This window comes from Arthrobacter sp. YAF17 (assembly GCF_052113365.1).
In the GTDB taxonomy this organism is placed as follows: Bacteria; Actinomycetota; Actinomycetes; order Actinomycetales; family Micrococcaceae; genus Arthrobacter.
Genome location: NZ_JBFRDB010000003.1, coordinates 219,125 through 243,573 on the forward strand (window position 1 = coordinate 219,125; position 24,449 = coordinate 243,573).

Genomic DNA, 24,449 nt, shown 5'->3' on the forward strand with positions numbered 1-24,449 from the left:
AGAAAGGGACCGGGGTTACCCGGTCCCTTCTTGGTGAAAGATTTCGCAGCTGCGGGCTCGACGCTACTGGGTGCCGGCGGTGCAGAGCTCGCTGAGTTTCTGGCCCGCCTCGGTGTAGGAGCCGTGCAGCTCCTCGAGCTTGGCGTTGTCGGGGTTCTCCTGCGCGGACGCGTCGAGGAACTCGATGATGGAGTGCAGCGGAGCCTGCAGTTCCTTGGACGCCGTCGCCTCGATGGGCCGGAGCCGGTTGGCGAGGCGGATCATCCCGGCCTTGTCCGCCGCGGACGTGGGTCCGGCGCCGACAGACTGGATCCGGGCGCAGCTCTCCGCAGTGGTGTCTTGCGGCGCAGAGCAGCCGGCAGCGCCGAGCAGGGCCCCGGCAGCGATCAGGACGGTCAGGGTCTTCTTCATGATGTACTCCGGGGTTCTTACTGGTCAGACGATATTGGCAAGGATTTCGAGTCTACTGCGGCGGCACGGCTTTCCCGTCAGCGTGCAAGGAACGTGCGGGCGAAAGACGCCGCCTCAGGCGATGTCGACGCCGCCGAGTTCCATCTCCGCGATGGCGTCGTCGAGATCCTCGGCCACCCCGACGGTGAGATCCCGCAGCACAGTGACCGAGTACCCGGCCTGCACGCCGTCGAGGGCGGTCGCCCTGACGCAATGGTCGGTGGCGATTCCGACGACCACAACGTCCTCGACGTCGTGGCTCTGCAGCCAGTCGTCGAGCCCGATCGCGTCCTCGCCGGCCAGAGCCACGCCTCCGGTCTCGACGTCGAGGTCACCGCCGGGGGCGCCCCCGGCGACCGGCATGGCGCCGGGCTTCCGGTCCCCGGTGGGCACGGCGTCGTCCGGGGCCAGCAGGCCCTCAAAGCCCGAGTAGGCCGCGGTGAACTGGCCCTTGCGGAAGTAGGCCTGGATGTATTCCGTGTCGAGGTCAGGGTGGAGATCGGCGCCTCGGGTACCGGCCACGCAGTGCTTCGGCCAGCTGTCGATGAAGTCCGGCTCCTCCGAGAAATGCGCACCGGGATCGACATGCCAGTCCTGAGTCGCCACGACGTGGTCGAACTGCCCGTGGTGGGCGTCGACGTATTCGCTGATGGCGCCGGCGAGTTCAGCGCCGCCTTCGACGGGCAGGGAGCCGCCTTCGCAGAAATCGTTCTGGACGTCGACAATGATGAGGGCGCGGGACATCAGTTCTCCTCGTACATGGTGGGGATGGCTGCTTCGCCGCGCTGCAGCCGGTTCACGACTGCGGGAAGCTCCTTCATGGTGTCCGCGTGGCGCTGGCGTGCGCGCAGCACACCCTCGGGACCGGTCCAGCCGGGCAGGAGTTCGCCGTTCTTGACGAACTGCTGCAGCAGGGGCCGGTCGTTGCCGTCGTCCTCCGGGCGGTGCCCGATTCCGACGATCTCCTGGGTGGCCGTGCCGCGTTCGTTGAGCTTGCGCAGCGCGTACTTTCGCCCTCCCTTGCTGGTCTTGTTCTTGGCGGCTTTGGCGACGGGTTCGAATTCGCCGCCGTCGTCCGTGCGGCTGACCAGCTTGTAGACCATGCTGGCGGTGGGGGCGCCCGAACCGGTCACGAGGGACGTGCCGACGCCGTAGGAATCCACCGGGGCGGACTGCAGGGCGGCGATGGCGAACTCGTCCAGGTCGGAGGTGACGATGATGCGGGTCCGCTCGTTGCCCAGGTCGTCCAGGAGCTGGCGGACCCACTGCGCCTGCGCCACGAGGTCGCCGGAGTCGAGCCGCACCGCGCCGAGCTTGTCACCGGCCAGTTCGACGGCGGTACGCACCGCCGCCTCGACGTCGTAGGTGTCCACCAGCAGTGCGGTGCCGGCGCCCATCGAGGCGATCTGCGCCTCGAACGCCTCGCGCTCGGAGTCGTGCAGGAGAGTGAAGGAATGCGCGGCCGTGCCCACGGTCTTGAGCCCGTAGCGCAGGCCGGCCTCCAGGTTCGAGGTGCTGTCGAAGCCGGCGATGATGGCGGCGCGGGCGGCGGAGACGGCCGATTCCTCCTGCGTGCGGCGCGAACCCATCTCCACGCAGGGGCGGCTGCCGGCCGCGGTGATCATCCGCGAGGCCGCCGAGGCGATCGCGCTGTCGTGGTTGAGGATAGACAGGATGTACGTCTCAAGGATGCACGCTTCTGCGAAGGTGGATTCAACAATGAGGATGGGGGAGTTCGGGAAGTACGCTTCGCCCTCCGCGTAACCCCAGATGTCGCCGGAGAAGGAGAACCCGGCCAGATAGTCCAGGGTCTCCTCGTTGACCACCTTGGTGCGGCGGAGGAAGTCGATTTCGACGTCGCCGAAGCGGAAATCCGCGATGCCCTCCAGCAGCCGGCCCGTGCCGCCCACAATGCCGTAGCGGCGCCCGTCCGGCAGCCGCCGGGCGAACGCCTCGAACACTGACTTGCGGTGGGCGGCGCCGGAATGCAGCGCGGCCTGCAGCATGGTCAGCTCGTAATGATCGGTGTACAGGGACGTGCGGGGACGGTCCCAGCCAGCTGAGGTACTCACGAATTCACTCTAGTCCCCACCGGCTCCCACGTCTCGCTTCGCTTCGCCGCGGGGCCCTCGCCGGCGTGGGCCCACCCACCGGCTCCCACGTCTTGCTTCGCTTCGCCGCGGGGCCCTCGCCGGCGTGGGCCCATCATCCACATAGAATGGACAGATGACCCTCAGCGTTGCGCTCGGCCCTGATACCCAGGAGAGCACCCAGACCGGAACAGCGACGTCGACCGATGTCCTGATCGCCCCGGACGTCCCGTGGAACCTCGTGATCTGGAACGATCCGGTGAACCTGATGAGCTATGTGAGCTACGTGTTCCGCAGCTATTTCGGCTACTCGGAGGCCAAGGCGAACAAGCTCATGCTCGAAGTCCACAAGAAGGGCCGCTCCATCGTGGCGCACGGCAGCAAGGAGCAGGTGGAGCAGCACGCCGTCGCGATGCACGGCTACGGTCTGTGGGCCACTGTGGAAAAGGCCACCGGCGGCGCCGGATCAGGCGGGGGATCGGGCAAGGGCAAGGGAAAACGTGGCTAAGGCATTCAAGTACGGCATCAAAGGCATCAGCGGCTACCTGGAACCGGCCGAGCGGGAACTGCTGCGCAGCCTGTTCGACGACGTCGTGTCCATGCTGGAGCCGGAGGAACGCGCCAATGAGGACCCCCTCGCGGCGCTGGTCGGACTCGACGCCGACGCCCGCGAACCCTCGGACCGTGCCCTCCGCCGGCTGCTTCCGAGCGTTTCTAAGAACGACGCCGCCGCCTCGCTGGAGTTCCGCCGGTACACAGAGCGGTCGCTGCGTGAGAGCAAGATCGGCGCGCTGAAGGCCGCGTCCCTTGGGCTGGACAAGGACGAGCTGGTCCTGACGCCCGACGACGCGCGGCACTGGTCCATGGCGCTCAACGACGTCCGGCTGGTGCTGGCCGAACGGCTGGACATCCGCGACGACGAGGACGCCGGGCACGTGCACCTGATGCAGGACTGGTCGCAGGCCGAAGACGTCGAGAGCTACCTGGCGCTCGTCTACAACTTCACCACCTGGCTCCAGGAATCGCTGGTCCAGGCAATGCTGCAGTCGCTGGAGACGCACGGCTGAGCTGCGGCTCAACAGTGCCTGGGCAGCGGCGTGTGACACATTTGACATGAGTCGGACAACACAATGTGATGGCCGGGCCCGTGGCTAAGCCCTATCCTCGAATAATCATGACTTCAGCATCGAGCATGGATCCGGCAGCGGGAGCTGTTGCGGACTCCCCAGCGAGCAGTACCGGCAGCAGCCAGTCCGTCAGCCAGGCCTACAGCGAGATGGGTTCGCGTCCGATCGGTGTGTTTGATTCCGGCGTCGGCGGACTCACCGTGGCCCGGTCCATCATCGACCAGCTGCCCAACGAATCCATCCTGTACGTCGGCGACACCGCCCACGGCCCGTACGGTCCGCTCCCCATCGCCGAGGTCAGGGCCAACGCCCTGGGGGTGATGGACGAGCTGGTGGATTCCGGCGTGAAGCTGCTGACCATCGCGTGCAACTCCGCCTCGGCCGCCGTGCTGCGGGACGCCCGCGAACGCTACACGGCCAGGTACGGGATTCCCGTCGTCGAAGTGATCCAGCCGGCCGTGCGCCGTGCCGTCGCTGCCACCCGCACCGGCCGGGTGGGCGTGATCGGCACCTCCGCCACCGTCGGCTCCCGCGCCTACGAGGACACCTTCGCCGCTGCCCCGGACCTGCACATCACCTCCGCAGCCTGCCCCGCGTTCGTGCCCTACGTCGAAGCCGGCATCACCACGGGCCCGGAGCTGCTCGCCGTCGCCCGCGAGTACCTGGAACCGCTCAAGGCCGCCGGGGTCGACACAGTCGTGCTGGGCTGCACGCACTATCCGCTGCTGACCGGCGTCATCTCGTATGTGATGGGAGAGGACGTCACGCTCGTCTCCAGCGCCGAGGAGACGGCGAAGGATGTCTACCGCGCACTGGCCTCCCGCGGGCTGGAGCGCACCGACGCCACGGCGCCCGAACACAACTTCATCGCCACGGGAGACGCCTCGCAGTTCGAGCACCTCGCCCGGCGCTTCCTCGGCCCCGAGGTCCTCAGCGTCCGCCACGTCGACCATGTGGCGGCCCAGTACCCCACGGGCAGCCTGGCCAGGATCACGCCGGAAATGATTGCCGCAGCGCAGGCCGGCGCGGGCCGCCCCCGGATCTCCAACTTCGTTGGCGGATCCGCGGGCGGGGGAACCCTGCTGTGAAGCTGACCATCGTGGGCTGTACCGGATCTTTTCCGGGTCCGGGCTCGCCGGCGTCGTGCTACCTGCTGACCGCGAACGACGGCGAGCGGGACTGGAAGATTGTGCTGGACCTCGGCAGCGGGGCGCTCGGCGCCATCCAGCGCTACACCGATCTCGAGGACATTGACGCCATCTTCCTCACCCACCTGCACCCGGACCACTGCATGGACCTGTGCGGGCTCCATGTCGCCGTGCGCTGGAAGCCGGGCGGCTGGGGCCGCGGCAGGATTCCCGTGTGGGGGCCCGCCGCCACCGCCGACCGGATGGCCACGGCCTACGGCCTGGAACTGGACCCCGGGATGCACGAGGAATTCGACTTCAGCAACTGGTCCGAGCGCAAGCCGGTGACCATGGGCCCCTTCACGGTCACCCCGTACGCCGTCAACCACCCGGTCGAAGAGGCGTACGCGCTCCGCGTGGAGGTCACCGAACCGGACAAGGACGGCAACCCCGTCACCCGGGTGCTCAGCTATTCGGGGGACACCGACTCCTGCAGCGGCCTCGAGGATGCGGCCCGCGACGCCGACCTGTTTCTCTGCGAGGCAGCCTTCGAGGAGGGCCGCGACGACGGCATCAAGGACGTGCACCTGACCGGCAAGCGGGCGGGGGAGGCCGCCGTGGCCGCCGGTGCCCGGCGGCTGCTGCTGACCCACATTCCCGTCTGGACCTCGCCGACCACCGTTATGGCGGAAGCCAAGGGTGTCTTCGGCCAGCATGTGGCCGTGGCCGTGGCGGGTGTGCACTACACCATCTGAACGGGGCCGGGCACCGCGCGCCGGGACCTGCCAGGGTCGATAAGCTAATGGCATGACTTCCGAAGCCCTTACCGCCCCCATCATCCGCGCCGACGGCCGCACGCCCGATCAGCTCCGGCCGATCAGCATCACCCGCGGCTGGTCCAAGCAGGCCGAAGGATCGGCCCTGATCGAGTTCGGCAACACCCGGGTATTGTGCACGGCCTCCCTCACCGAGGGCGTGCCCCGCTGGCTCAAGGGCGAAGGACGCGGCTGGGTCACGGCCGAGTACGCCATGCTGCCGCGGGCCACCAACACCCGCTCCGACCGCGAGTCCGTCAAGGGCAAGATCGGCGGACGCACCCACGAGATCTCCCGTCTGATCGGCCGGTCGCTGCGTTCCATCATCGACACCAAGGCCCTGGGCGAGATCACCATCGTGCTGGACTGTGATGTCCTGCAGGCCGACGGCGGAACCCGCACCGCCGCCATCACGGGCGCCTACGTGGCCCTGGCCGATGCCATCCGCTTTGCCCGCGAAAACAAGATGATCGCCCGCAACGCCCAGCCCCTGACCGACACGATCGCCGCCGTCTCCGTCGGCATCATCGACGGCGTCCCCATGCTGGACCTGCCGTACGTCGAAGACGTCCGCGCCGAGACCGACATGAACGTCGTTGTCACCGGATCCGGCAAGTTCGTCGAGGTCCAGGGCACCGCCGAAGGCGCCCCCTTCGACCGGGACGAGCTCAACAAACTCCTCGATCTCGCCCTGATGGGCACCGAGCAGCTCGCCGCGATCCAGCGCGAGACCCTGGCGGAAGCCCCGTGACAGGGGGCACAGCGCCGCGGCTGGTGCTCGCCACCCACAACAAGGGCAAACTCCGGGAGCTCCGCGAACTGCTGCGCGGGCAGGTGCCCGGCCTCGACGTCGACACCCAGGTGGTGGACGCGGGGGCCGTGGGTGCCCCCGACGTCGCCGAGACCGGCGTGACGTTTGCCGAGAACTCGCTGCTCAAGGCCCGCGCGGTGGCGATGGCCACCGGGCTCGTGGCCATCGCCGACGATTCCGGGCTCGCCGTCGATGTGCTCGGCGGGGCACCCGGGATCTTCTCGGCCCGCTGGGCCGGCCGGCACGGGGACGACGCCGCCAACCTGCAGCTGCTTCTGGACCAGCTGGCCGACGTGCCGGATGAGTTCCGGGGCGCCGCCTTTGTCTGCGCCGCGGCGCTAGCCGTACCCTCTTCCGGCGCAGGTGCGACCCCGGAGGAGGGCCGGGAAGTCGTGGAATACGGGCAGCTGGAGGGTACGCTGCTGCGCGCACCGCGCGGGACCGGGGGATTCGGCTACGACCCGGTGCTTCAGCCCACCGGGCTGGACCGCAGCTGCGCCGAGCTCAGTCCCGAGGAGAAGAACGCCATCAGCCACCGCGGGCACGCCTTCCGGGCGCTCCTCCCGGCGATCATCGAGGCCCTGTCCGGAAGGTAGCCGGCAGCCGCACTGACAGTTAACAAAGGAAGGCGCCCCACGACGTGGGGCGCCTTCCTTTGGCTTGTCCGTCCGGGCTGCTGTCCGGACTGCCGCCCGGAACGGGAGCTACGGCGTCTTGCGTTCCTCTTCGGGCTCGTGCTCCTCGATGAACTCCTCGACGACGTCGGTGCCGTACTTTTCGGCCTGGCGCTTGGCGATGAAGCCGCGGGCGACCTCAATGCCGATCGGGATCACCGAGACCAGGACGATGATGATGAAGATGATATCCAGGTTGTCGCGGACCCACGGGAACGTGTCGCCCAGCAGGTAGCCCAGCAGGGTCACGCCGCCGCCCCACAGCACGGCGCCGATGACGTTGAACAGGAAGAATTTGCGCTTGTCCATCTGGGCGACGCCCACAATCACCGGGACAAAGGTCCGGATGATCGGCACGAAACGGGCCAGGATGAGGGCCTTGCCGCCGTGCTTCTCGAAGAAGGCGTGGGCGCTTTCGACGTTTTCGCGCTTGAAGAGCCTGGAATTGGGCTTGTTGAAGATGGCCGGGCCGGCCTTGGACCCGATCAGGTAGCCGACCTGGTTCCCGATGATCGCCGCGGCGATGATCAGCGCAATGAAGGCCCAGATGTTGACCTTGATGGTCCCGGTGGCAACCAGCAGCCCGGCCGTGAACAGCAGTGAGTCGCCCGGCAGGAAGAAGCCGACCAGCAGGCCGGTTTCCGCGAAGATGATGCCGCAGACCAGCAGCACCACCCACGGTGCGAGGGCGGGGTCGGCCAGGAAGATCTGGGGGTTCAGCCAGTCGGGCAGGAAGGAGGCCAGCTGCGGCTGGACCGGTCCTGCACCGCCGATCGTGGACACGGCAAAGTCATTCAAAGCTAGAAGGTTCACTTGTTAAGGGTACTTGACGGCCGGCGCGCCAGCCTTCCTTCCCGGGCCCACGGCGCGCGACAGGCGGCAGCCCGGTGCGGGCCGGCCCGGATTCGGGCGGTAAAGTTTGGGGCGTGGGTTTGGACTTTACGGCGATCGACTTTGAGACGGCGAACGGCTTCCGGGGTTCACCCTGCGCTGTTGGCCTCAGCAAAGTCCGCGGCGGAGTCGTCGTCGAGGAGGCGTCCTGGCTGATGCGGCCGCCGGAAAACCACGACCGCTTCGACCACCACAACGTCCGGATCCACGGCATCCGGCCCGAACAGGTGACCGGGCTGCCGCGCTTCGGCGAGCTGTTCCCGGAGATCGGCGCCTTCATCGGCGGCGACATCCTGGCCGCCCACAATGCCGCCTTCGATCTCGGAGTGATCCGCTCCGGCCTCGAGGTCTCCGGCCTCGCCGGCCCGGCCTACGACTACGTCTGTACCGTGATGCTGGCACGCCGCTGCTACTCACTGGTGTCCAATTCCCTGCCGTATGCTGCCGAGGAAGCCGGTGTCCCGCTGGTCAACCACCACGACGCCGCCGAGGACGCTCGGGCGTGTGCCGGGATCCTGATTGACATTGCCGCGCGCAACGGCGCGGGCAGCATCGCCGAGCTCTACCTGTCCCTGGGCCTGACGGTGTCCCGCCAGCCGGCGTTCGACCCGCGGCGCGACCCGCTCTCCAAGGCCAGCCAGTCAGCAGTGGAGGCACTCGCCGGCGGAGCTGGCGCGGCCGTCCCTGTCCGGGACTACCGGCCGGGCTGGCCCGAGGAGGGCGCCAACCCGCTGCCCAACGCCTTCGCCGATCCCGGACACCCCCTGTTCGGCCAGACCGTCGTGTTCACCGGTGAACTCGCCATACCGCGGCCCGAGGCCAAGATCCGTTCCGCCGAGTTCGGCGCCAGTCCGGAAAGCCGGGTCACGGCCCGCACCACGGTCCTGGTGGTGGGAGACGGCTTTGTGGCCGCCGACCTGCGCTCCGGCCGCCTCACCGGCAAGGCCCGGCGCGTACTGGAGCTGCACGAGCGGGGCCGGCGGATCGAGGTCCTGTCCGAAGGCGAATTCCTGCAGATGGTGGGCGGTCACGTTGCTTCGGCCGCGATCGCCTGAACGCCCGTTCGGGCATGTGAGGCGCACAGCACGTCGGGAGCCGGGCGCGCCAGGGGTCATACGGCGCAACAAACATTCCGCCCGGGCGGGCCCGCTCCTAGCTTTGGACGATGAGCAAACCCACCTCGGCGCCCTCCGGGAGTCCGGCGCCCGCAACCGCCCGGAAGAGCGGAATCGACTGGCGGGCGGTCTTCGCGTTTCCGAACCCGGTGAATGAGTATGCCGCCCGCATCACGGCCGGACTCGTGGTGATCCTGTCCGTGGTGACGCTGCTGACCGGCTTCGGCTGGGGACTTGGCGTCATTGCCGCCGGGTTCTGGCTGCGCGTCCTGTTCGGCCCGCGGATCTCGCCGCTCGCCCAGCTGTCCGTCAAGGTCCTGACGCCGCGGCTGGGTAAGACCCGGCTCGTGCCGGGCCCGCCGAAGCGGTTCGCGCAGGGCATCGGTGCCGCGATGTCCACCGCCGCCGCCGTCCTGCTGGCCGTGGGGCTGGCGCTGGCCGCCTGGATCCTGCTCGCGGTCCTCATTGTTGCCGCGTCCCTCGAAGCGTTCGCCGGCTTCTGCCTGGGCTGCGCCATCTTCGGTTTCCTCCAGCGCCGCGGCCTGATCCCCGAGGACGTGTGCGAGGCCTGCAACAACATCACCCTCCGCAGCGCCTAGGTGTCCGGGGCGTCCGGCACTTGGGCGCGGGCTTAGGGGCCGGTGACCGCCGCCAGCTGTGAGGCCATGCCCCGGATGAGCTCCGGGGCCTCGAGAACGTCGAGCCACTCCGCCGGCAGGCAGTCCTCGCCGTAGAACGTGCCCAGGATGTTGCCCGCAATCGACGCGGTGGAGTCACTGTCGCCGCTGTGGTTCACGGCGACGGCGATGGCCGCACGGAAGTGGGCCTCCGGGTGGCCGGCAGCCGCCGTCGGATCCGGTGCCGTAGCCAGCACCGCGTAGAGTGCGACGGCGAGGGCCTCCTCCGCTACCCATCCCTCACCGAGTTCCCGGACCAGTTCCTCGGGGTCGAGCACTGCGCCGGCGGCGCCCAGCCGGAGGGCTGTCTCGAGCCGGGCGACAAGATCGGCGTCGGGCTCTTCACCTTTGCGCTGGTGCCCCGCGCCGAGTTCTCCGAGCGCGAATTCCGCAGCTTCACGCAGTCCGCGGCCGGCGGACAGGGCATGGATGAGGAGGCTGAAGACGCCGGAGCTCTGCCGCGCCGCGGGATGCCCGTGGGTGAGCGATGCCGCATCGGCGCTGAGCTTGTAGACGGCTTCGGCCGGGATGTAGGGGACCAGGCCGAAGGGGGCGGAACGCATGACGGTGCCGCAGCCCTTGGAGTCCGGATTGACGGGTCGGTAGAACGTTCCCATCTCGCCGGTGGCCAGTCCGCTCAGGCAGGCGTTTCCCGGAGCGCGGCGGTGCTTCAGGACGCCGTGGGAATCGATCCAGCGGGGCGGCTGGAACGGTGCCGCGTCCGGCACCGGCACACCCTGGGTGGCGAGCCAGCGCAGGTACGCGAGCCACAGGCACGCGTTGGTGTCCGCGGCCACGCCCGAATTGGCCCATTCGAGCGCCTCGAGCAGCCCGTCAACGGTGTAGAGCGTGAGTTGCGTGTCGTCGGAGAAGTGGCTGCCGCCGTCGAGCGCTGAAAAGTCCTGCAGCCCGTCCGGGCCGTACGTCGAACGGATCGTGGAGATGTCGTCGAATTCGACGGCGTACCCCAGCGAATCACCGAGGGCGCCGCCCAGCAGGCACCCGTGGATCCGGGATTCGCGGGACGGTGTTGACGGCAGTGCGGGGGTGATGACGGGCTCATTGCTCATGACTTAGAATTTTACCCCGGCCCCCAGTCGGAGCCGGTGCCACAAGTCAACAGCGGACAGCAGGCGACGAATGCGCGAACCAGCATGGCGGAAGACCGGATCCACCCCCGACTACCGGTTCTCGCTCGCCAACGAAACGACGTTCCTGGCCTGGATCCGGACTTCGCTGGCCCTGATTGTGGGGGCCCTGGGCATCGATCAGCTGTTCCCGGAGATTGCCCCCGCCCCGCTGCGGATCGCCATGTGCGTTGCTTTGGCGTTCATCGGTGCCGTCCTCGCCGTCCTGGCCTACCGCCGCTGGGGGCAGATGGAAGAAGCCATGCGCAACAACCGTGAGCTGCCGTTTTCCGGTGTGATGCTCGTGATGACGGTAGGGGTGGCGGCGGCCGCGTTTGTGCTGGCCGTGCTGCTCGTGGTGGCCCGGTGAGCGCCGCCGCCGTGCGGGACCCCGGATTGCAGCCGGAGCGGACCGAGCTGTCCTGGGGCCGGACGCTGCTGGCCATCCTCGCCGCGGACCTGCTGATTTGGCGCAGCTGGGCGGTCGCGGCGTCGCAGCCCGTCCCCGCCCCGGACCCGGCCTCCAACTACATCAGGTGGGCAGGGGCCGCAACCACTGACTTTCTCGGGGTTTGTGCCCTGGCAGCGATGGTCGCCACCGTGGTGCTGTGCCTCTGTGTGCTGGTCCGGGTGCGGCAACTCCGGCACTCCTCCCACGCGCCGCCGGCCTCCCTGATACGCTGGGCCGCCGCCGGCGTCATTGTGCTGGGCGCCGCCGCCGTCGCCGCGATTGCGCTGGGCCGCTAAGCCGGGGTCCAGCGAACGTCCAGACTCCGCTGGCAGACTGCTCGCTGACCCCAAACAAAGGAATTCCTGAAATGACTACGCCCGCGACAGCCCACGTGCCTGCCGCCACTGATGATTCGCCGCGTACCGGGCTGCCGGGCCGGCTTTCCGCCGAGGCCCTCGGGACGTTCTTCGTGGTGGTCGCCGGCCTGGGCGTTCCGTTGTTCACGATTCCGCAGTCGAACCCGCTCTCCGCCTCCCTCGCGGCAGGCCTGGCGGTCACTGCCGCGATGCTGGCGTTCGGGTACATCTCCGGCGGCCACTTCAATCCCGCGGTGACGGCGGGACACGCCATTGCGGGCCGGATCCGGCTTGCTGACGCCGGAGCGTACGTGGGCGCGCAGCTGGTGGGCGCACTGCTTGGCGCCGTGGCGCTCTTCGGTATCCTGCGCACCGTCCCCAACATCGCCGACACCAGGGCGGCCTTCGACACGGTTTCCGCCGGGTTCGGCGAGAATTCCGTCATCCAGGTGCCCCTGGCCGGCGTGCTGCTCCTGGAGGTGCTGGGCGCAGCCCTGCTGGTGGCGGTATTCCTGAGCGCCACCTCGGCGCGGAACCCGTCGCGGCTGGCGGCGCCCTTCGCCGTCGGCCTGACCATGGCCGTCCTGCTGCAGTTCGGCCAGGCGCCCGGCAACATCCCCTTCAATCCCGCGCGCGCCACGGCGTCCGCGCTGTTCAGCAGCCCGGACGTCCTCGGGCAGCTGTGGCTCTTCTGGCTGGCCCCGCTGGTGGGCGCGGCCCTCGCCGGGCTGGTGTACCGCGGCTTCGCGCACGTCGCCCCGGCCGCGGCGGTGCCGGCCGCGGCAGTGCCGGCCGCTGCGGCGGGCGAAGAGGCGGACGGGGAGGAAGCCTTGTTGGCCGGGCCCGGCGAAGAGCCGGAGTCCGACGCCGGAACGCCGGCCGCAGCGACGCCGGCACCTGCCGAACGCCAGGCGGGCGGGGACGAGGCCCGCGATTTCTTCGACAAGCGCGGGCAGTAACCCGCACCCGGCATCGAGTCCGCACATCCAACGCGGGGTCACCCCCGGCCCATCCCGCCCGACGAGGCTTCTGGATGGGCTCGGAGTGACCCCGCGTTTGCCGTTCCGGAGCGGTGGCGCAATCCTGTCGGTGGCAGCCGATACCGTAGGAGCATGCGGTTATTGCACACCTCGGACTGGCATTTGGGCCGGTCGTTCCACGGCGTCGGGATGCTCGACGCCCAGCGCGCCTTCATCGACCAGCTCGTCTCCTTCGTGCGGGACGAGGCAGTCGACGTCGTCCTGATCGCCGGCGACGTCTACGACCGCGCCCTGCCGGGTGTCGACGTCGTCCGGCTGCTGGACGACGCGCTGGTGGGCCTGACCGGCGCCGGCGCCCAGGTGGTGCTCACCAGCGGCAACCACGACTCGGCCATCCGGCTCGGCTTTGCCTCCCGGCTGCTGGAGCGCGGGGGAGTGCACCTGCGCACTAGGCTCGCCGAGCTGGACCAGCCCGTCCTGCTCCCGCTCGACGCCGCCCGCCCGGACGCCGGGCCGGTGCTTGCCATCTACGGCATTCCCTGGCTGGAACCACGGCTCGTAGCCGAGCAGCTGGGGGTCGAAACCGCCAGCCACTTCGAGGTAACCCGGGCGGCGACCGCGCGGATCCGGGAGGACCTGAGCCTCCGTTCCGCATCCCGGACCGTCCATTCCGTGGTCCTTGCCCACACCTTTGCCAGCGGCGGGATCAGCTCGGACAGCGAACGGGACCTCAGCATCGGCGGCGTCGGCGCTGTCCCGTTGGATCTCTTCGACGGCTTCGGCTACACGGCGCTGGGCCACCTGCACGGCCGGCAGGAGCTCTCGCCGTCCGTCCGCTACTCCGGTTCGCCGCTCGCGTACTCGTTCTCCGAGGCGCAGCACAAAAAGGGCAGCTGGCTGGTGGATGTCGACGCTGACGGCGTCGGCGCTGCCCGTGAAGTGCTGTGGGAAGCGCCCCGGACTCTGGCCGTGCTGCGCGGCAAACTCGAGGAGCTGCTTTCCGCCGAGGACCATGCCTGGGCTGAACCCGCCTATTGCCAGATCACCCTGACCGACGCGCAGCGTCCGGCCCAGGCCATGGAACGGCTGCGCGCGCGGTTCCCCGACACCCTGGTGCTGGGTTTTGATCCGGAAGGTGCCGGGACCGCGCCGAAGACCAGCTACAGCAGCCGGCTCGCCGAGGCCGAGGATGACCTGTCCATCTGCTGCGGCTTCCTGGAGCACGTCCGCGGCCGGGCAGCAGACGACCGCGAGGCAGCCGTCCTTGCCGAAGCCCTGGAAGCCGTGCGGCTGGAAGGAGTCTCACTGTGAGAATCCATCGCCTCGAGATCTCCGCCTTCGGGCCCTTCGCCGGCACCGAACACATCGATTTCGACCGGCTGAGCGCCCACGGGCTGTTCCTTCTCAACGGTCCCACGGGCGCCGGCAAAACCAGTGTCCTGGATGCCATCTGCTTCGCGCTTTACGGGTCGGTGCCCGGGGCGCGGCAGGACGGAAAGCGGCTGCGCAGCGACCACGCCGAGCCCGCGGCGGAGCCGCGGGTCACGTGCGAGTTCTCGGCGCGCGGGCGGCACTTCGAAGTCTCCCGCTCTCCCGCCTGGGACAAGCCCAGCGCCCGCGGGAAGAACGGCTTCACCGTGCAGCAGGCCAACACCCTGCTGCGGGAACGCGTCGACGGCGAATGGATCGAGAAGTCCGGCCGCAACGACGAGGCCGGCGCCGAGATTACCGATGTCCTCGGGATGAACCGGGAGCAATTCACCCGCGTCGTGATGCTGCCGCAGGGCGATTTCGCCGCCTTCCTGCGTTCCAAGGCCAGCGACCGCCTCGACCTGCTGCAGAGCCTCTTCGGCACCCAGCGTTTCGAGGCCGTGGAACAGGAACTTGGCCGGAAAGCGCAGGCTGCCCGCACCGAGGTCGCCAGCCTCAACGGCCAGCTTGAGCTCCTGCTCGCCCAGGCGGAAGCCGAAACTGCCGCGCTGGAGTTCGACCCGGCGGATGCCCCGGACCAGTCTGACCCTGACTCTTTCCTGGCCTGGCTGGAGACCAACGCCGCCACGGCTGCGGAGCAGCGTCGCGCGGCAGCGCTCGACGCCGATGGGCTGCGTGCCGGCCTCTTGTCCGTCAGGGACGCCGCAGCAGCGCGCGCCGCCCGCCAGGCCAAGCTGGCCGGAGCCGAACGCCGGCGCTCCGAGGCTGAGGCTGCCGCCCCCGCCATTGCCGCCAAGAGCGCTCAGCTGGGCCTGCACCGAAAGGCGGAAGTCCTCGGCGGGCAACTGCAGGCCGTGGACAGCGCCGGGACGGCGGAGGACCTGGCGGCGGCCGCCATGGCCGCGGCCGCAGAAAATGTGCGCACCGCCGCCCTCACCGATCCCGAACTTGCAGCTCTGCGGAACACGTCCGCGGGTGGCGGGCCGGACCTGGGGCCCGCTGACTTCCCGGGCGGCGGCGGTGTTGCGGAGAGCACCGCCCTGGACGGCCCCGGCCTGGAGGGCGAAGCCTTGCGGTCCGCGCTGGCGGGACTTCGCTCACTGCGCGCGGTGCTGGCCGAACGGCTGCCTGATGAGGCCAGGCTCGCCGGCCTCCGGAGCCGCAGCACCCAGCTTCGCCTGGGCCTGGCGCAGCTGGACGACGGGCGGGCGTCCGGGGCCGCGGCCCTGGTCGCCCTGCGCAATGAATCAAATGCACTGCTCGCCGCACTGCGTCCGCTCGAAGAACTCGCCGCGGAAGTCCAGCTTCGGACGAAGGAGGCCGCCGCGGCCGAGGAACTGCTGGTCCTGGTGCGGCGTTACGCTGCTGCCGAGCAGGCCCGCACAGCCATTGCGGAACACCATGCCGGCGCCCGGTCGGACTACCAGGACCGGCGCCAGCGCTGGCTCGATCTCCGCGAGGAACGGCTGGCCAACGCCTCGGCCGAGCTCGCTGCCCAGCTGCAGGCGGGCGTCCCCTGTCCGGTCTGCGGCAGCCCCGAGCATCCGGTCCCCGCCCCGGCCGCGGCGTCCGCCCTGGACGTGGCCGAGGCCGAACAATCCGCGCAGCACGCCTGTGAGGCGGCGGAGTCCGCCCTCGCGGCGCTCGAACGTGAACTCGCCGAGGCGCTGCAGGAGGTTGCCGTTCTGGCGGCACAGGGCGGGGACACCGCGCCGGAGGACGCCAGCCTGGACGCCGAACTGGCGGGGGAACGCGCCGCCGAAGCACGCCGTGCGGCGGCTGACCTCGACGTCAACCGCGCGCGGTACTCCGAACTGGGCGAAGAAATCGCCGGCGCGGAGGCGGCCCAGGCGGCCACGGCATCAAGCATCGCCCAGACCGAATCCACCCTCACTGAAGTCCTGGAGCAGGCCGATTCGCTCGAACTGGCCCTCGACAATCTTCGGGCTTGCCACCCCGTTCTGGCGGACCGGATCACGGCGCTGGACGGCACCGCGTCCGTGCTTGAACACGCCGACGCGGCACGGACCCGGTTGGAACAGGCCGTAGCCCGCTCGGCGGAGGCCCGGCAGCAACTGGAGCTGGCGCTCCCTGGCACTGGTTTCGACTCCGCGGAGGCGGCGCGGGCCGTCCTGCTCCCGGCAGCCGATTCCGCGGCCCTGGAAGCCGCCATTCGCGCCGGCCAGAACGAAACGGCCCGGATCGAGGAACTTTTCGCCAGCGAGGAACTCGTCCTGGCACTGCACGAGCTGTCAACGGAAGGCGGCCCCGTCGCCGGGGAGCTGGTGGAACAGCTCCGTGCAGACGCGGCCGCGGCCGAACGCTCCGCCCGGGACGCCGAACTCGCGGCCGGCCTCGCGGAAAAGTCCCTGCGGACCCTGGGCACGATCGCCGTGAACTATAAGCAGCTCGCGGCGGACGGACGGGAGCCGCGCGAACGGGCGCAGCTGCTGGCCGCCGTCGCCGACGCGGCCCGGGGCGGGGGAGACAACAACTACCGGATGAGCCTGAACAGCTACGTGCTCGCCGCCCGGCTCGAACAGGTGGCTGTCGCGGCCTCGGAACGGCTGATCGGCATGAGCGATGGACGCTACACGCTGCAGCACACCGACGCCAAGGCGGTCCGCGGGCAGAAGTCCGGCCTCGGCCTGGAAGTGGTGGACCAGTGGACCGGTCAGCGGCGCGACACTGCCACCCTGTCCGGCGGTGAGTCCTTCATGGCCTCGCTGGCCCTGGCCCTCGGACTGGCGGACGTGGTGCAGCAGGAATCCGGCGGCGTCGACATCGAGACGCTGTTTGTGGATGAGGGCTTCGGCAGCCTCGACGAACAGGCCCTCGAGCAGGTCATGGATGCCCTCGAGGGGCTCCGGGACGGCGGGCGTGTGGTCGGTCTGGTGAGCCACGTGGGGGAAATGAAACAGCGCATCAGCACCCAGCTGCAGGTGGTCAAGGGACGCAACGGGTCTGTGCTGCACATCTCCGACGACGCCCGGGGCTGACACGCGTCTGCAGGCCCGGCCGCCCTCGGTTTCCGGGGAGGCAGGGGTGCCGGGCCTGCAGAGTTCCAGGCTGCCCTTAAGGCCGCAGTTGCGGCTATAATTGGAGCGTTACCGGGTCGCGCGCATCGGGAGGAGGGACGATGCGCACCATTGAACGAACCCGGAATCATGGCTCTCTCAACGACTTCCCAGGCGCCCGTTTCTTCCGCGCCGGATTTTCCTGACACCGCTGCCCGTGGGCCGGTCTCCCCGCCGGAACCCACCGCCGCAACACAGCCGGCACAGCGCACTGGCGGGCGGTTCTCCCGTTTGCCCCTGCTTGCGGGGAAAACCTTCATCCCGATCGGGCTCTTCGCCCGGCTTCCGCTCGCCATGCTCACCGTCGGGGCGCTGACCCTGGCCACCGCCGTCACCGGCTCCTACGCCGTCGGCGGGGTGGTGGCCGGAGCTGTTGGCATCGGCTCCGCGCTCGGCGCCCCGGTCTTCGGCGCGCTGGCGGACCGGCTGGGCCAACGCCCGGTGCTGCTGTTCGCCGCCGTCTTCAACACTGTGGCCGTCATTGCCCTGATCCTCGCCGCCTACCTGGTCCCCGGCGGAGATGAGCTGGCCGCCGCCGTCCCGGTCCTGGCCGCCGCCTTCGTGGCCGGTGCGAGCTGCCCGCAGGTCGGCTCCCTGGCCCGGGTCCGCTGGATGGCATTGACCTCCCGCGGCGGACGCGACGCCAACCCGGCAGACCTCGACACGGCGCTGTCCTACGAAAGCACCGCCGACGAGCTGACCTTTGTCCTGGGACCGGCCCTGGTGGGCATCCTCGCGAGCCTCATCGCACCGTGGCTGCCGCTCGCCCTCGCAGCGGCCCTGACCATCACGCTCGTCCCGGCCTTCGCGGTGCACTCCACGCACCAGGCGGTGGTCCGGACACCGGCGCGGACAGCGGCCGGAGAGGCTCACCGGAAACAGCTCCGGGCAAACCTGACGGCCGGGCAGCGGGCAGGTGCCTTCGCAGCCGTCGGGCTCCCGGTGCTGGCCATGGTCTGTATGGGCACTTTCTTCGGCTCCACGCAGACGGCGCTGAGTTCCTTCTCCGCCAGCTTTGCCACGTCCGAGCTGGCGGGCCTGCTCTATGCGGTGATGGGGCTGAGCTCCGCGGCGGCGGCCTTGTCGGTGGCGTACTGGCCCCAGCGGTTCACGGTGAACGCCCGCTGGCTGGCCTGCGCCGCGCTCATGGCAGGCCTCGCACTTCTGCTGTTGTTGCCCTCGACGGCGCTTCCCATGATCCTCGTGCTCCTTGTCCTGGGCCTGCCGGTGGGCCCGCTGATGGTCACGGTCTTCGCGATCGGCGGTCAGGTGGCCCCTGCGGGCAAACTCGGCACGGTTATGACCGCGCTGGCCAGCGGCATTGTCGCCGGCACCGCGATCGGCTCGTCCATCGCGGGGCAGCTGGCGCAGCACCAGGGCTACTCCACGGCCTTCGTGGTCCCGGTGTGCGCCGCCGCGGCGCTGTTCCTGCTTGGTGCGGCAGCCGCCGTCGTGCTCCGGCGGAAGAAAGCCCCCGCCCCCACCAGTTGACGGTGACGGCCGTGGCGGCCACGGCATGCGGGGCCGCCGCCCAGCCCGTTGGGGCACCGCCCCCGGGGACCATTGACGGCGGTGGGGCTTCGGAGGACATTGAGGAATCCGGGACGTACGGGAACGGTCGCCACGAGGTATTCCGTCGGAGGACGGCCTGGCGTGCCGCTCAGGTGGCACGCGTTCCAAGGAGGTCGGCATGCCCAAAAAGCCCGGACTTATCGCGGCGGTTGCTGCATTGTTCTGCCTGGCCGGCGCCATGCCGGCCGGAGCATCCACGGAACCACACGGTACGCCGGGCAACGGGCCCATAGCCTTCGGCCGGGCCAATCCCCAGCTGGGAGGCGATGCGAAGAGCCTGTGGGTGGCGCGCGCCGATGGCTCGCATCAGCAGCAGCTCACCCGGGACGAGACGGGCTTCTCGGACTGGTCTCCGGACGGACGCCGGATCGCGTTCGACTTCGTCAGTGACACCGGGGTCCACATTGCCACCATGTCGCCCAACGGCAAGGGGCGCCGCTCCTTGACGTCCGCTCCGGGGGTTCAGGAAGGCCCCAAGTGGTCGCCGGACGGACGCCTGATCACCTACGACGCGTTTGCGGCCGGGCAGGATCCGTTCGCTGTTTCCATCTGGGTCATGCGTTCGGACGGTACCGACCCGCATGAACTCACGCAGGGCTTCATAGATGTGGAACCTGTCTTCTCGCCGGACGGAACAAGGATTGCGTTCGGCCGCATTACGGGAGACAGCCCGGAGGGTCAGCTGGAGGCCGTCTATGTTGTGAACGTGGACGGCACCAGGCTCCATCAGATCCTGGCTCCGCGGGCCGGTCTGGAGCATCCCGACTGGTCGCCGGACGGACGCTTCATCTCCTTCAATATTGCTCCGGAAAGCGGTTCGGCGCCGGACTCCGGAGCGATCATGGCAGTCCGCCCCGACGGGACCGGGCTTAAGGTCATCCGACCGCCGACTGACGAATTGCGGTTCTTCAAGCCCGTCTGGTCGCCCGATGGGCGCCAACTGCTAACAGGCTGCTTCGATACGACCGTAGGGAAAGACCGCATCTGCACGATCTCCGAGCAGGGTAAGGGAAAGATCCGCGTTGTCGTAGCGGGTGACACCCACGTCAACCTGCCGTCATGGGGTGCGCGGCGGAGCGGCTGAGTTCTGCACCCGCGGACATTCGGGCTGGACCGGTCTTAGCCCAGCTGGCTCTCGATGCGCTCGGCGCCTGCGGCCAGGGACGCGGCGACCTCTGCCGGATCCTGGGCAGCGCGGATATAGACGACGGCGAGAGCGGCCGGCCGTCCGCCCGGAACCCGGATCGGGACCGCGAGCGATGAGACGCCGGAGATGACCTCGTCATGGCTGGCGGCATAGCCCCGGCGGCGGGCCTCGGCCGCCTCGGCCCGGTAGGGGATGCCGGGTGCTGCGGCGGTCCATTCCTGTTCCGACATGGCCGACTGGATCGCGATGCCGGGGGCTCCGGCGCTGATCGGATGCCGGGAGCCGGGGTGCTGGACCACCGTGGCCCCGGTGTGCCGCGGATCCACGGTGACCAGGGTGACGCACTCCTCGTGGTCCCAGACGGCAACGAAGGCGCTCATCGTCAGCGCGTTGGCGAGCTGGGTGAGTTCGGGCAGGGCCGCCGTCTGCAGGTTCCGGGAAACTCCGCGGGCCAGGACGGCAAGGCCAGGTCCGGGCTGGACCCGGCCGCCGTCGTCGCGCACCAGCAGGGAGTGGTCCTCCAGCGTGCGGAGGATCCGGTAGGCGACGGAGCGGTGCACGCCCATCGCGTCGGCGAGTTCGGCGATGGTGAGCGGGTTCGGGGCGTCGGCCAGGATCTCCAGGGCGCGGATGCCGCGCGACAGCGTCTGGGACGGGGAGGCCTGCGTGCTGCCGGCGGTCGGGGTCATTGGTCCATCCTAAGTGCGGGCGGCGACGAATCCGGGATGCACCGGGCGGCCCTTGTGCTCCGACTCACGGTGCGCTAGCGTTCTATATAGGAACTATATGTTCGATTATAGAACACATACCGGACAAGTCCCAGAGCATAGCCCAGAACATTCGCCTTTGCAGTGCATGTGAAAGAGCCATCACCAGACGCAGGGATCAACGATGATTGCCAAGCCCCGCACGGAGCCTGTCCGGGTTGTTCCGGGCCGCACTGCCGCTGCGCGTGCCCACCGCTTCCGCGGCAGCCTGGGGCGGTTCGCCACCGGCGTCGCGATCGTGACCTTTGACGGCGCCACCAAGCGCCACGGCATCACCGTTAACTCCTTCACGTCGGTGTCCATGGATCCGCCCCTGGTGCTCGTGAGCATCGCCCGCGCCTCGAAGGCGCACGACGAGCTCGCCGGGCGGCCTTTCACTGTCAACATCCTTGGTGCCGAGCAGCGGCAGCTCGCGCTGCACTTCGCCGGGCGGCCCGGACCCGAGCCGCTCTGGGTCGAGGGCGAAAACGCGCCGCGGCTGTCCCGGGTGCTCGCCTATTTCGAATGCAGGCCCTGGGCGGCATACGACGGCGGCGACCACACGCTCTACGTCGGCGAGGTGACCGACTTCAACTACCGCAACGGTGATGCGCTGGCCTTCGCCAACAGCGCGTTCACCACCATTCCGGAAAGCCAGCTGGGCATGGAGGACCTGCTCTGACCCCCGCAACACGACGTGCCAACCCTGACGCTCAGTTCAACGACGACTGGAGAAACAACCATGGGTATCCGTACCGGACAGCAGTATCTGGACAAGCTCAACAACATGACGCCCCATGTGGTGATCGACGGCGAGGTTGTCAGCGAGAAGATCGCAGAGCACCCCGCGTTCCGCAACGTCGCGCGCTCCTACGCCAAACTCTTCGACATGCAGCATGACCCGCGGCACCAGGACGCGCTGACCTACACCTCGCCCACCACCGGAGACCTGGTGAATGCCTCCTTCCTGGTGCCGAAGACCGTCGAGGACCTTGAGCGCCGGCGCCGTGCCATCTCCACTTGGGCCGAATCCTCCAACGGCTTCCTGGGCCGCTCCGGCGACTACATGAACTCCTCGCTCACCGCCCTCAGCACAGCCGGGAAGTGGTTTTCCCAGGCCGACCCCAAGTTCGGCGAGAACATCCGCAACTACTACGAGTGGGCCCGGGAAAACGACATCCTCGCCACGCACACGCTGATCCCTCCTCAGGTCAACCGGTCCGTTTCCGGCTCCGAACAACTCGGCGGCCAGCTGTCGGCCCGGATTGTGGAGGAGCGCGAGGACGGCATCGTCATTACCGGTGCCCGCATGCTCGCCACCATCGCCCCGATCGCTGACGAGCTCCTGGTCTTCCCCTCCACGGTGCTCCGCGGCACGCCCGAGGATGCCCCCTACTCGTACGCCTTCGCCATCCCCAACGACACTCCGGGCCTCCGCTACCTGTGCCGCACCTCGCTGTACAACGGCGGCAGCACCCACGACGAGCCGCTGGCCTCCCGCTATGAGGAAATGGACGCCGTCGCCGTTTTTGACAACGTCTTTGTGCCCAACGAACGCATCTTTATGCTCGGCAACCCGCAGCTGTGCAACGCCTTCTACTCCGAAACCGGCGCGGGCGCCCTGATGACGCACCAGGTGGTCACCCGGACCATTGCCAAGAGCGAATTCTTCCTGGGCCTGGCCTCCGAACTCGCCGATTCGATCGGCATCGACGGTTTCCAGCACATCCAGGAGGACATCGCCGAACTGATCGTCGACGTCGAAATCGGCAAGGCGCTGGTTCGGGCCTCCGAGGCGGATGCGGAACTCAACGAGGCCGGCGTCATGCTGCCGAAGTGGTCTACGCTCAACGCCGCCCGCAACTGGTACCCCAAGGTCGCCCAGCGTTTTCCGCAGATCATCCGGAAGTTTTCCGCCTCCGGGCTGATGGCACTTCCCGGCGAAGCGGATGTCAACAGCGACGCCCGGGCAGACATCGAGATGTACCTGCAGGGCAAGTCGCTGACCGGCCCCGAGCGTGTCCGGCTGTTCAAGCTGGCCTTCGACGCCTCGGTCTCCGGCTTCTCCGGGAGGCAGTCGCTGTACGAGTATTTCTTCTTCGGCGATCCGGTCCGGATGGCCGGGGCAATGGTGAACGCCTACGACCGCGGGCCCGTCCGTGCCCGCGTCCGTGAGTTCCTGAACCGCACCGACTGACAGCCGCAATAAACTCGCCGTCCATTCTTGGCGCGGCGAGGCTTTTTCCCAGCATGTGTGCCCTATCACACATTTCATAGTATGATTCTGAATACTAACTGACCGTTCGATCAGTAAATCCAGAGGCATTCAGTTATTCACTTCGCAACCATCCCCGGGCAGGATTTCTGCCCCCAGCAACGGAGTTTCAATGACCGCAACTTCAAGTGTCGATTCTGAGGCGGGCCCCAGCAGCAAGCATGAGGAACGCAAGGTCCTCGCGGGCACGCTGGTCGGTACCACCATCGAGTGGTACGACTTCTTCATCTTTGCCCAGCTGACGGCAACGCTGCTGTCGCCGCTGTTCCTGGCTCCCCTGAACGCCTCCAACCCGGGGCTGGCGCAGATCCTGTCCTTTGCCCTCATCGGCATCAGCTTCCTGTTCCGCCCGCTCGGCGCCGTCGTCGCCGGCCACCTGGGTGACCGACTCGGCCGCAAGGCCATGCTGGTCTTCACCCTCATCATGATGGGTGCCGCCACGGCGCTGATCGGTATGCTGCCGACCTACGCCCAGATCGGTTTCTGGGCTCCGGTCCTGCTGATCCTGCTCCGTATCATCCAGGGCTTCTCCGCCGGCGGTGAATGGGGCGGCGCTGCCCTGATGGCAGTCGAACACGCTCCCAAGAGCAAGCGCGGCCTGTTCGGCGCGTACCCGCAGATCGGCGTTCCGGTCGGCATGATCCTCGCCACCGGTCTGCTGTACTTCCTCAACACGTCCATGTCCAAGGAAGACTTCGCGTCCTGGGGCTGGCGTGTGCCGTTCCTGCTCTCCATCGTGCTGATCGTCGTCGGCTACCTGATCCGCCGGGCGGTTGCCGAGAGCCCCGTCTTCAAGGAAATGCAGGAGCGCAAGGAAGAGAGCAAGGCTCCCCTCGGAGTGCTCTTCCGCAAGCACAAGAAGGCCGTCCTCTACTCGACGATGATCTTCATCGGCAACAACGCTGCCGGCTACTTGCTGATCGCGTTCTTCATCTCCTACGCCACCAAGTCCCTGAAGATGCCGACTCCGCAGATCCTGCTGGCCACCACGCTGGCGTCCTTCGGCTGGCTGATCTTCACCCTGGTAGGCGGCTGGCTGTCCGACAAGATCGGCCGCGTCAAAACCTTCCTGATCGGCTATGGCATTGTCTTCGCCTGGATGATTCCGATGTTCGCCCTGATCGACACCAAGAACATCTTCCTCTACGGCGTCGCGCTGTTCGTCCTGACCATCGGCCTGGGCCTCTCCTACGGCCCGATGTCGGCGATGTACGCGGAGATGTTCCCTGCGAACGTGCGCTACTCGGGGATCTCGATCGGCTACGCCTTCGGTGCCATCCTGGGCGGCGCGTTCGCTGCCACCATCGCGGAGGCCCTGCTCCAGGGCACCGGGTGGACCGGTTCCATCGGGATCTACATCATGATCCTCTGCGTCATCTCCGCGGTCGGCGTCCTGCTGGCCGGGGAGACCAAGGGCCGCGCGCTCGGCGCCAGCCACCACGCGCCGGCCGCCACGGCCAAGCACTAGTCACCAAACAGACAGAAGGGCACGGACCGCTCGGTCCGTGCC

Annotated in this window: 24 protein-coding genes; 18 read left to right on the top strand and 6 right to left on the bottom strand. The window is 68.6% G+C overall.

The window, feature by feature from the left end; translation table 11 throughout:
• Positions 1-63 precede the first annotated feature (63 nt).
• The 3 genes from AB4Y67_RS05010 to AB4Y67_RS05020 form a co-directional block, all read right to left on the bottom strand.
• On the bottom strand, positions 64-411 hold the full coding sequence (locus AB4Y67_RS05010; protein WP_441404674.1) for a hypothetical protein: 348 nt from the start codon (positions 409-411) through the stop codon (positions 64-66).
• A gap of 114 nt (positions 412-525) precedes the next feature.
• Complete coding sequence (locus tag AB4Y67_RS05015) at positions 526-1,194, bottom strand: isochorismatase family protein (RefSeq protein WP_441404675.1); 669 nt, start codon at positions 1,192-1,194, stop codon at positions 526-528.
• A complete protein-coding gene (locus AB4Y67_RS05020; RefSeq protein ID WP_441404676.1) occupies positions 1,194-2,522 on the bottom strand; it encodes a nicotinate phosphoribosyltransferase in 1,329 nt (442 codons plus the stop codon). Before AB4Y67_RS05020 ends, AB4Y67_RS05015 begins: the two co-directional genes overlap by 1 nt.
• Positions 2,523-2,676: 154 nt before the next feature.
• On the opposite strand from AB4Y67_RS05020, the gene clpS reads away from it, so the two are divergent.
• From clpS to rdgB, 6 genes are all read left to right on the top strand, one after another.
• Entirely contained in the window at positions 2,677-3,048 is a 372-nt protein-coding gene (gene clpS / locus AB4Y67_RS05025; protein WP_441404677.1) for an ATP-dependent Clp protease adapter ClpS, read from the top strand.
• Entirely contained in the window at positions 3,041-3,607 is a 567-nt protein-coding gene (locus AB4Y67_RS05030; protein ID WP_441404678.1) for a DUF2017 domain-containing protein, read from the top strand. The genes clpS and AB4Y67_RS05030 overlap by 8 nt, the downstream gene beginning before the upstream one ends.
• Positions 3,608-3,714: 107 nt before the next feature.
• Positions 3,715-4,755 (top strand): glutamate racemase, encoded by a 1,041-nt coding sequence (gene murI / locus AB4Y67_RS05035; RefSeq protein WP_441404679.1) that lies wholly within the window; start codon positions 3,715-3,717, stop codon positions 4,753-4,755.
• Complete coding sequence (locus AB4Y67_RS05040) at positions 4,752-5,549, top strand: MBL fold metallo-hydrolase (RefSeq protein WP_441404680.1); 798 nt, start codon at positions 4,752-4,754, stop codon at positions 5,547-5,549. The genes murI and AB4Y67_RS05040 overlap by 4 nt, the downstream gene beginning before the upstream one ends.
• Positions 5,550-5,601: 52 nt before the next feature.
• On the top strand, positions 5,602-6,360 hold the full coding sequence (gene rph, locus AB4Y67_RS05045; RefSeq protein WP_441404681.1) for a ribonuclease PH: 759 nt from the start codon (positions 5,602-5,604) through the stop codon (positions 6,358-6,360).
• Positions 6,357-7,016 (top strand): RdgB/HAM1 family non-canonical purine NTP pyrophosphatase, encoded by a 660-nt coding sequence (gene rdgB / locus AB4Y67_RS05050; RefSeq protein WP_441404682.1) that lies wholly within the window; start codon positions 6,357-6,359, stop codon positions 7,014-7,016. The genes rph and rdgB overlap by 4 nt, the downstream gene beginning before the upstream one ends.
• A 108-nt stretch (positions 7,017-7,124) precedes the next feature.
• Here rdgB and AB4Y67_RS05055 read toward each other — a convergent pair whose 3' ends face one another.
• Positions 7,125-7,892 carry a VTT domain-containing protein gene (locus tag AB4Y67_RS05055; protein WP_441404711.1) on the bottom strand — a complete coding sequence of 256 codons (768 nt, stop codon included), beginning with the start codon at positions 7,890-7,892 and terminating at the stop codon, positions 7,125-7,127.
• Positions 7,893-8,020: 128 nt separating this feature from the next.
• Here AB4Y67_RS05055 and AB4Y67_RS05060 point away from each other — a divergent pair, with 128 nt between their 5' ends.
• Entirely contained in the window at positions 8,021-9,040 is a 1,020-nt protein-coding gene (locus AB4Y67_RS05060) for an exonuclease domain-containing protein (RefSeq protein WP_441404683.1), read from the top strand.
• 110 nt (positions 9,041-9,150) lie between these two features.
• Positions 9,151-9,699, top strand: coding sequence for a DUF4395 domain-containing protein (locus tag AB4Y67_RS05065; protein WP_441404684.1), 549 nt, complete (start codon positions 9,151-9,153; stop codon positions 9,697-9,699).
• Between the two features lie 32 nt (positions 9,700-9,731).
• Here the strand turns inward: AB4Y67_RS05065 and AB4Y67_RS05070 are convergent, their stop codons facing one another.
• Positions 9,732-10,847 carry an ADP-ribosylglycohydrolase family protein gene (locus AB4Y67_RS05070; RefSeq protein WP_441404685.1) on the bottom strand — a complete coding sequence of 372 codons (1,116 nt, stop codon included), beginning with the start codon at positions 10,845-10,847 and terminating at the stop codon, positions 9,732-9,734.
• A gap of 70 nt (positions 10,848-10,917) precedes the next feature.
• On the opposite strand from AB4Y67_RS05070, the gene AB4Y67_RS05075 reads away from it, so the two are divergent.
• The 7 genes from AB4Y67_RS05075 to AB4Y67_RS05105 all read left to right on the top strand — a co-directional run bounded on the left by AB4Y67_RS05075 (position 10,918) and on the right by AB4Y67_RS05105 (position 19,855).
• The gene (locus AB4Y67_RS05075) at positions 10,918-11,274 is read left to right on the top strand and encodes a YidH family protein (RefSeq protein WP_441404686.1); all 357 of its coding nucleotides are present in this window, start codon (positions 10,918-10,920) and stop codon (positions 11,272-11,274) included.
• A complete protein-coding gene (locus tag AB4Y67_RS05080; RefSeq protein ID WP_441404687.1) occupies positions 11,271-11,651 on the top strand; it encodes a DUF202 domain-containing protein in 381 nt (126 codons plus the stop codon). The genes AB4Y67_RS05075 and AB4Y67_RS05080 overlap by 4 nt, the downstream gene beginning before the upstream one ends.
• A gap of 71 nt (positions 11,652-11,722) precedes the next feature.
• Positions 11,723-12,670, top strand: coding sequence for an MIP/aquaporin family protein (locus AB4Y67_RS05085; RefSeq protein WP_441404688.1), 948 nt, complete (start codon positions 11,723-11,725; stop codon positions 12,668-12,670).
• 153 nt (positions 12,671-12,823) lie between these two features.
• Positions 12,824-14,002 (top strand): exonuclease SbcCD subunit D, encoded by a 1,179-nt coding sequence (locus tag AB4Y67_RS05090; RefSeq protein ID WP_441404689.1) that lies wholly within the window; start codon positions 12,824-12,826, stop codon positions 14,000-14,002.
• Positions 13,999-17,121 (top strand): AAA family ATPase, encoded by a 3,123-nt coding sequence (locus tag AB4Y67_RS05095; RefSeq protein WP_441404690.1) that lies wholly within the window; start codon positions 13,999-14,001, stop codon positions 17,119-17,121. The genes AB4Y67_RS05090 and AB4Y67_RS05095 overlap by 4 nt, the downstream gene beginning before the upstream one ends.
• 168 nt (positions 17,122-17,289) lie before the next feature.
• A complete protein-coding gene (locus AB4Y67_RS05100; RefSeq protein ID WP_441404691.1) occupies positions 17,290-18,690 on the top strand; it encodes an MFS transporter in 1,401 nt (466 codons plus the stop codon).
• A 199-nt stretch (positions 18,691-18,889) separates the two neighbouring features.
• The gene (locus tag AB4Y67_RS05105; protein WP_441404692.1) at positions 18,890-19,855 is read left to right on the top strand and encodes a TolB family protein; all 966 of its coding nucleotides are present in this window, start codon (positions 18,890-18,892) and stop codon (positions 19,853-19,855) included.
• A 35-nt stretch (positions 19,856-19,890) separates the two neighbouring features.
• Here AB4Y67_RS05105 and AB4Y67_RS05110 read toward each other — a convergent pair whose 3' ends face one another.
• On the bottom strand, positions 19,891-20,607 hold the full coding sequence (locus AB4Y67_RS05110; protein WP_441404693.1) for an IclR family transcriptional regulator: 717 nt from the start codon (positions 20,605-20,607) through the stop codon (positions 19,891-19,893).
• Positions 20,608-20,809: 202 nt separating this feature from the next.
• Between AB4Y67_RS05110 and AB4Y67_RS05115 the strand changes: the two genes are divergently transcribed.
• The 3 genes from AB4Y67_RS05115 (at position 20,810) to AB4Y67_RS05125 (ending at position 24,407) form a co-directional block, all read left to right on the top strand.
• The gene (locus AB4Y67_RS05115) at positions 20,810-21,346 is read left to right on the top strand and encodes a flavin reductase family protein (protein ID WP_441404694.1); all 537 of its coding nucleotides are present in this window, start codon (positions 20,810-20,812) and stop codon (positions 21,344-21,346) included.
• Between the two features lie 60 nt (positions 21,347-21,406).
• Positions 21,407-22,861, top strand: coding sequence for a 4-hydroxyphenylacetate 3-monooxygenase, oxygenase component (gene hpaB, locus AB4Y67_RS05120; protein ID WP_441404695.1), 1,455 nt, complete (start codon positions 21,407-21,409; stop codon positions 22,859-22,861).
• Positions 22,862-23,051: 190 nt separating this feature from the next.
• On the top strand, positions 23,052-24,407 hold the full coding sequence (locus AB4Y67_RS05125; protein WP_441404696.1) for an MFS transporter: 1,356 nt from the start codon (positions 23,052-23,054) through the stop codon (positions 24,405-24,407).
• The last annotated feature ends 42 nt before the right edge of the window (positions 24,408-24,449 follow it).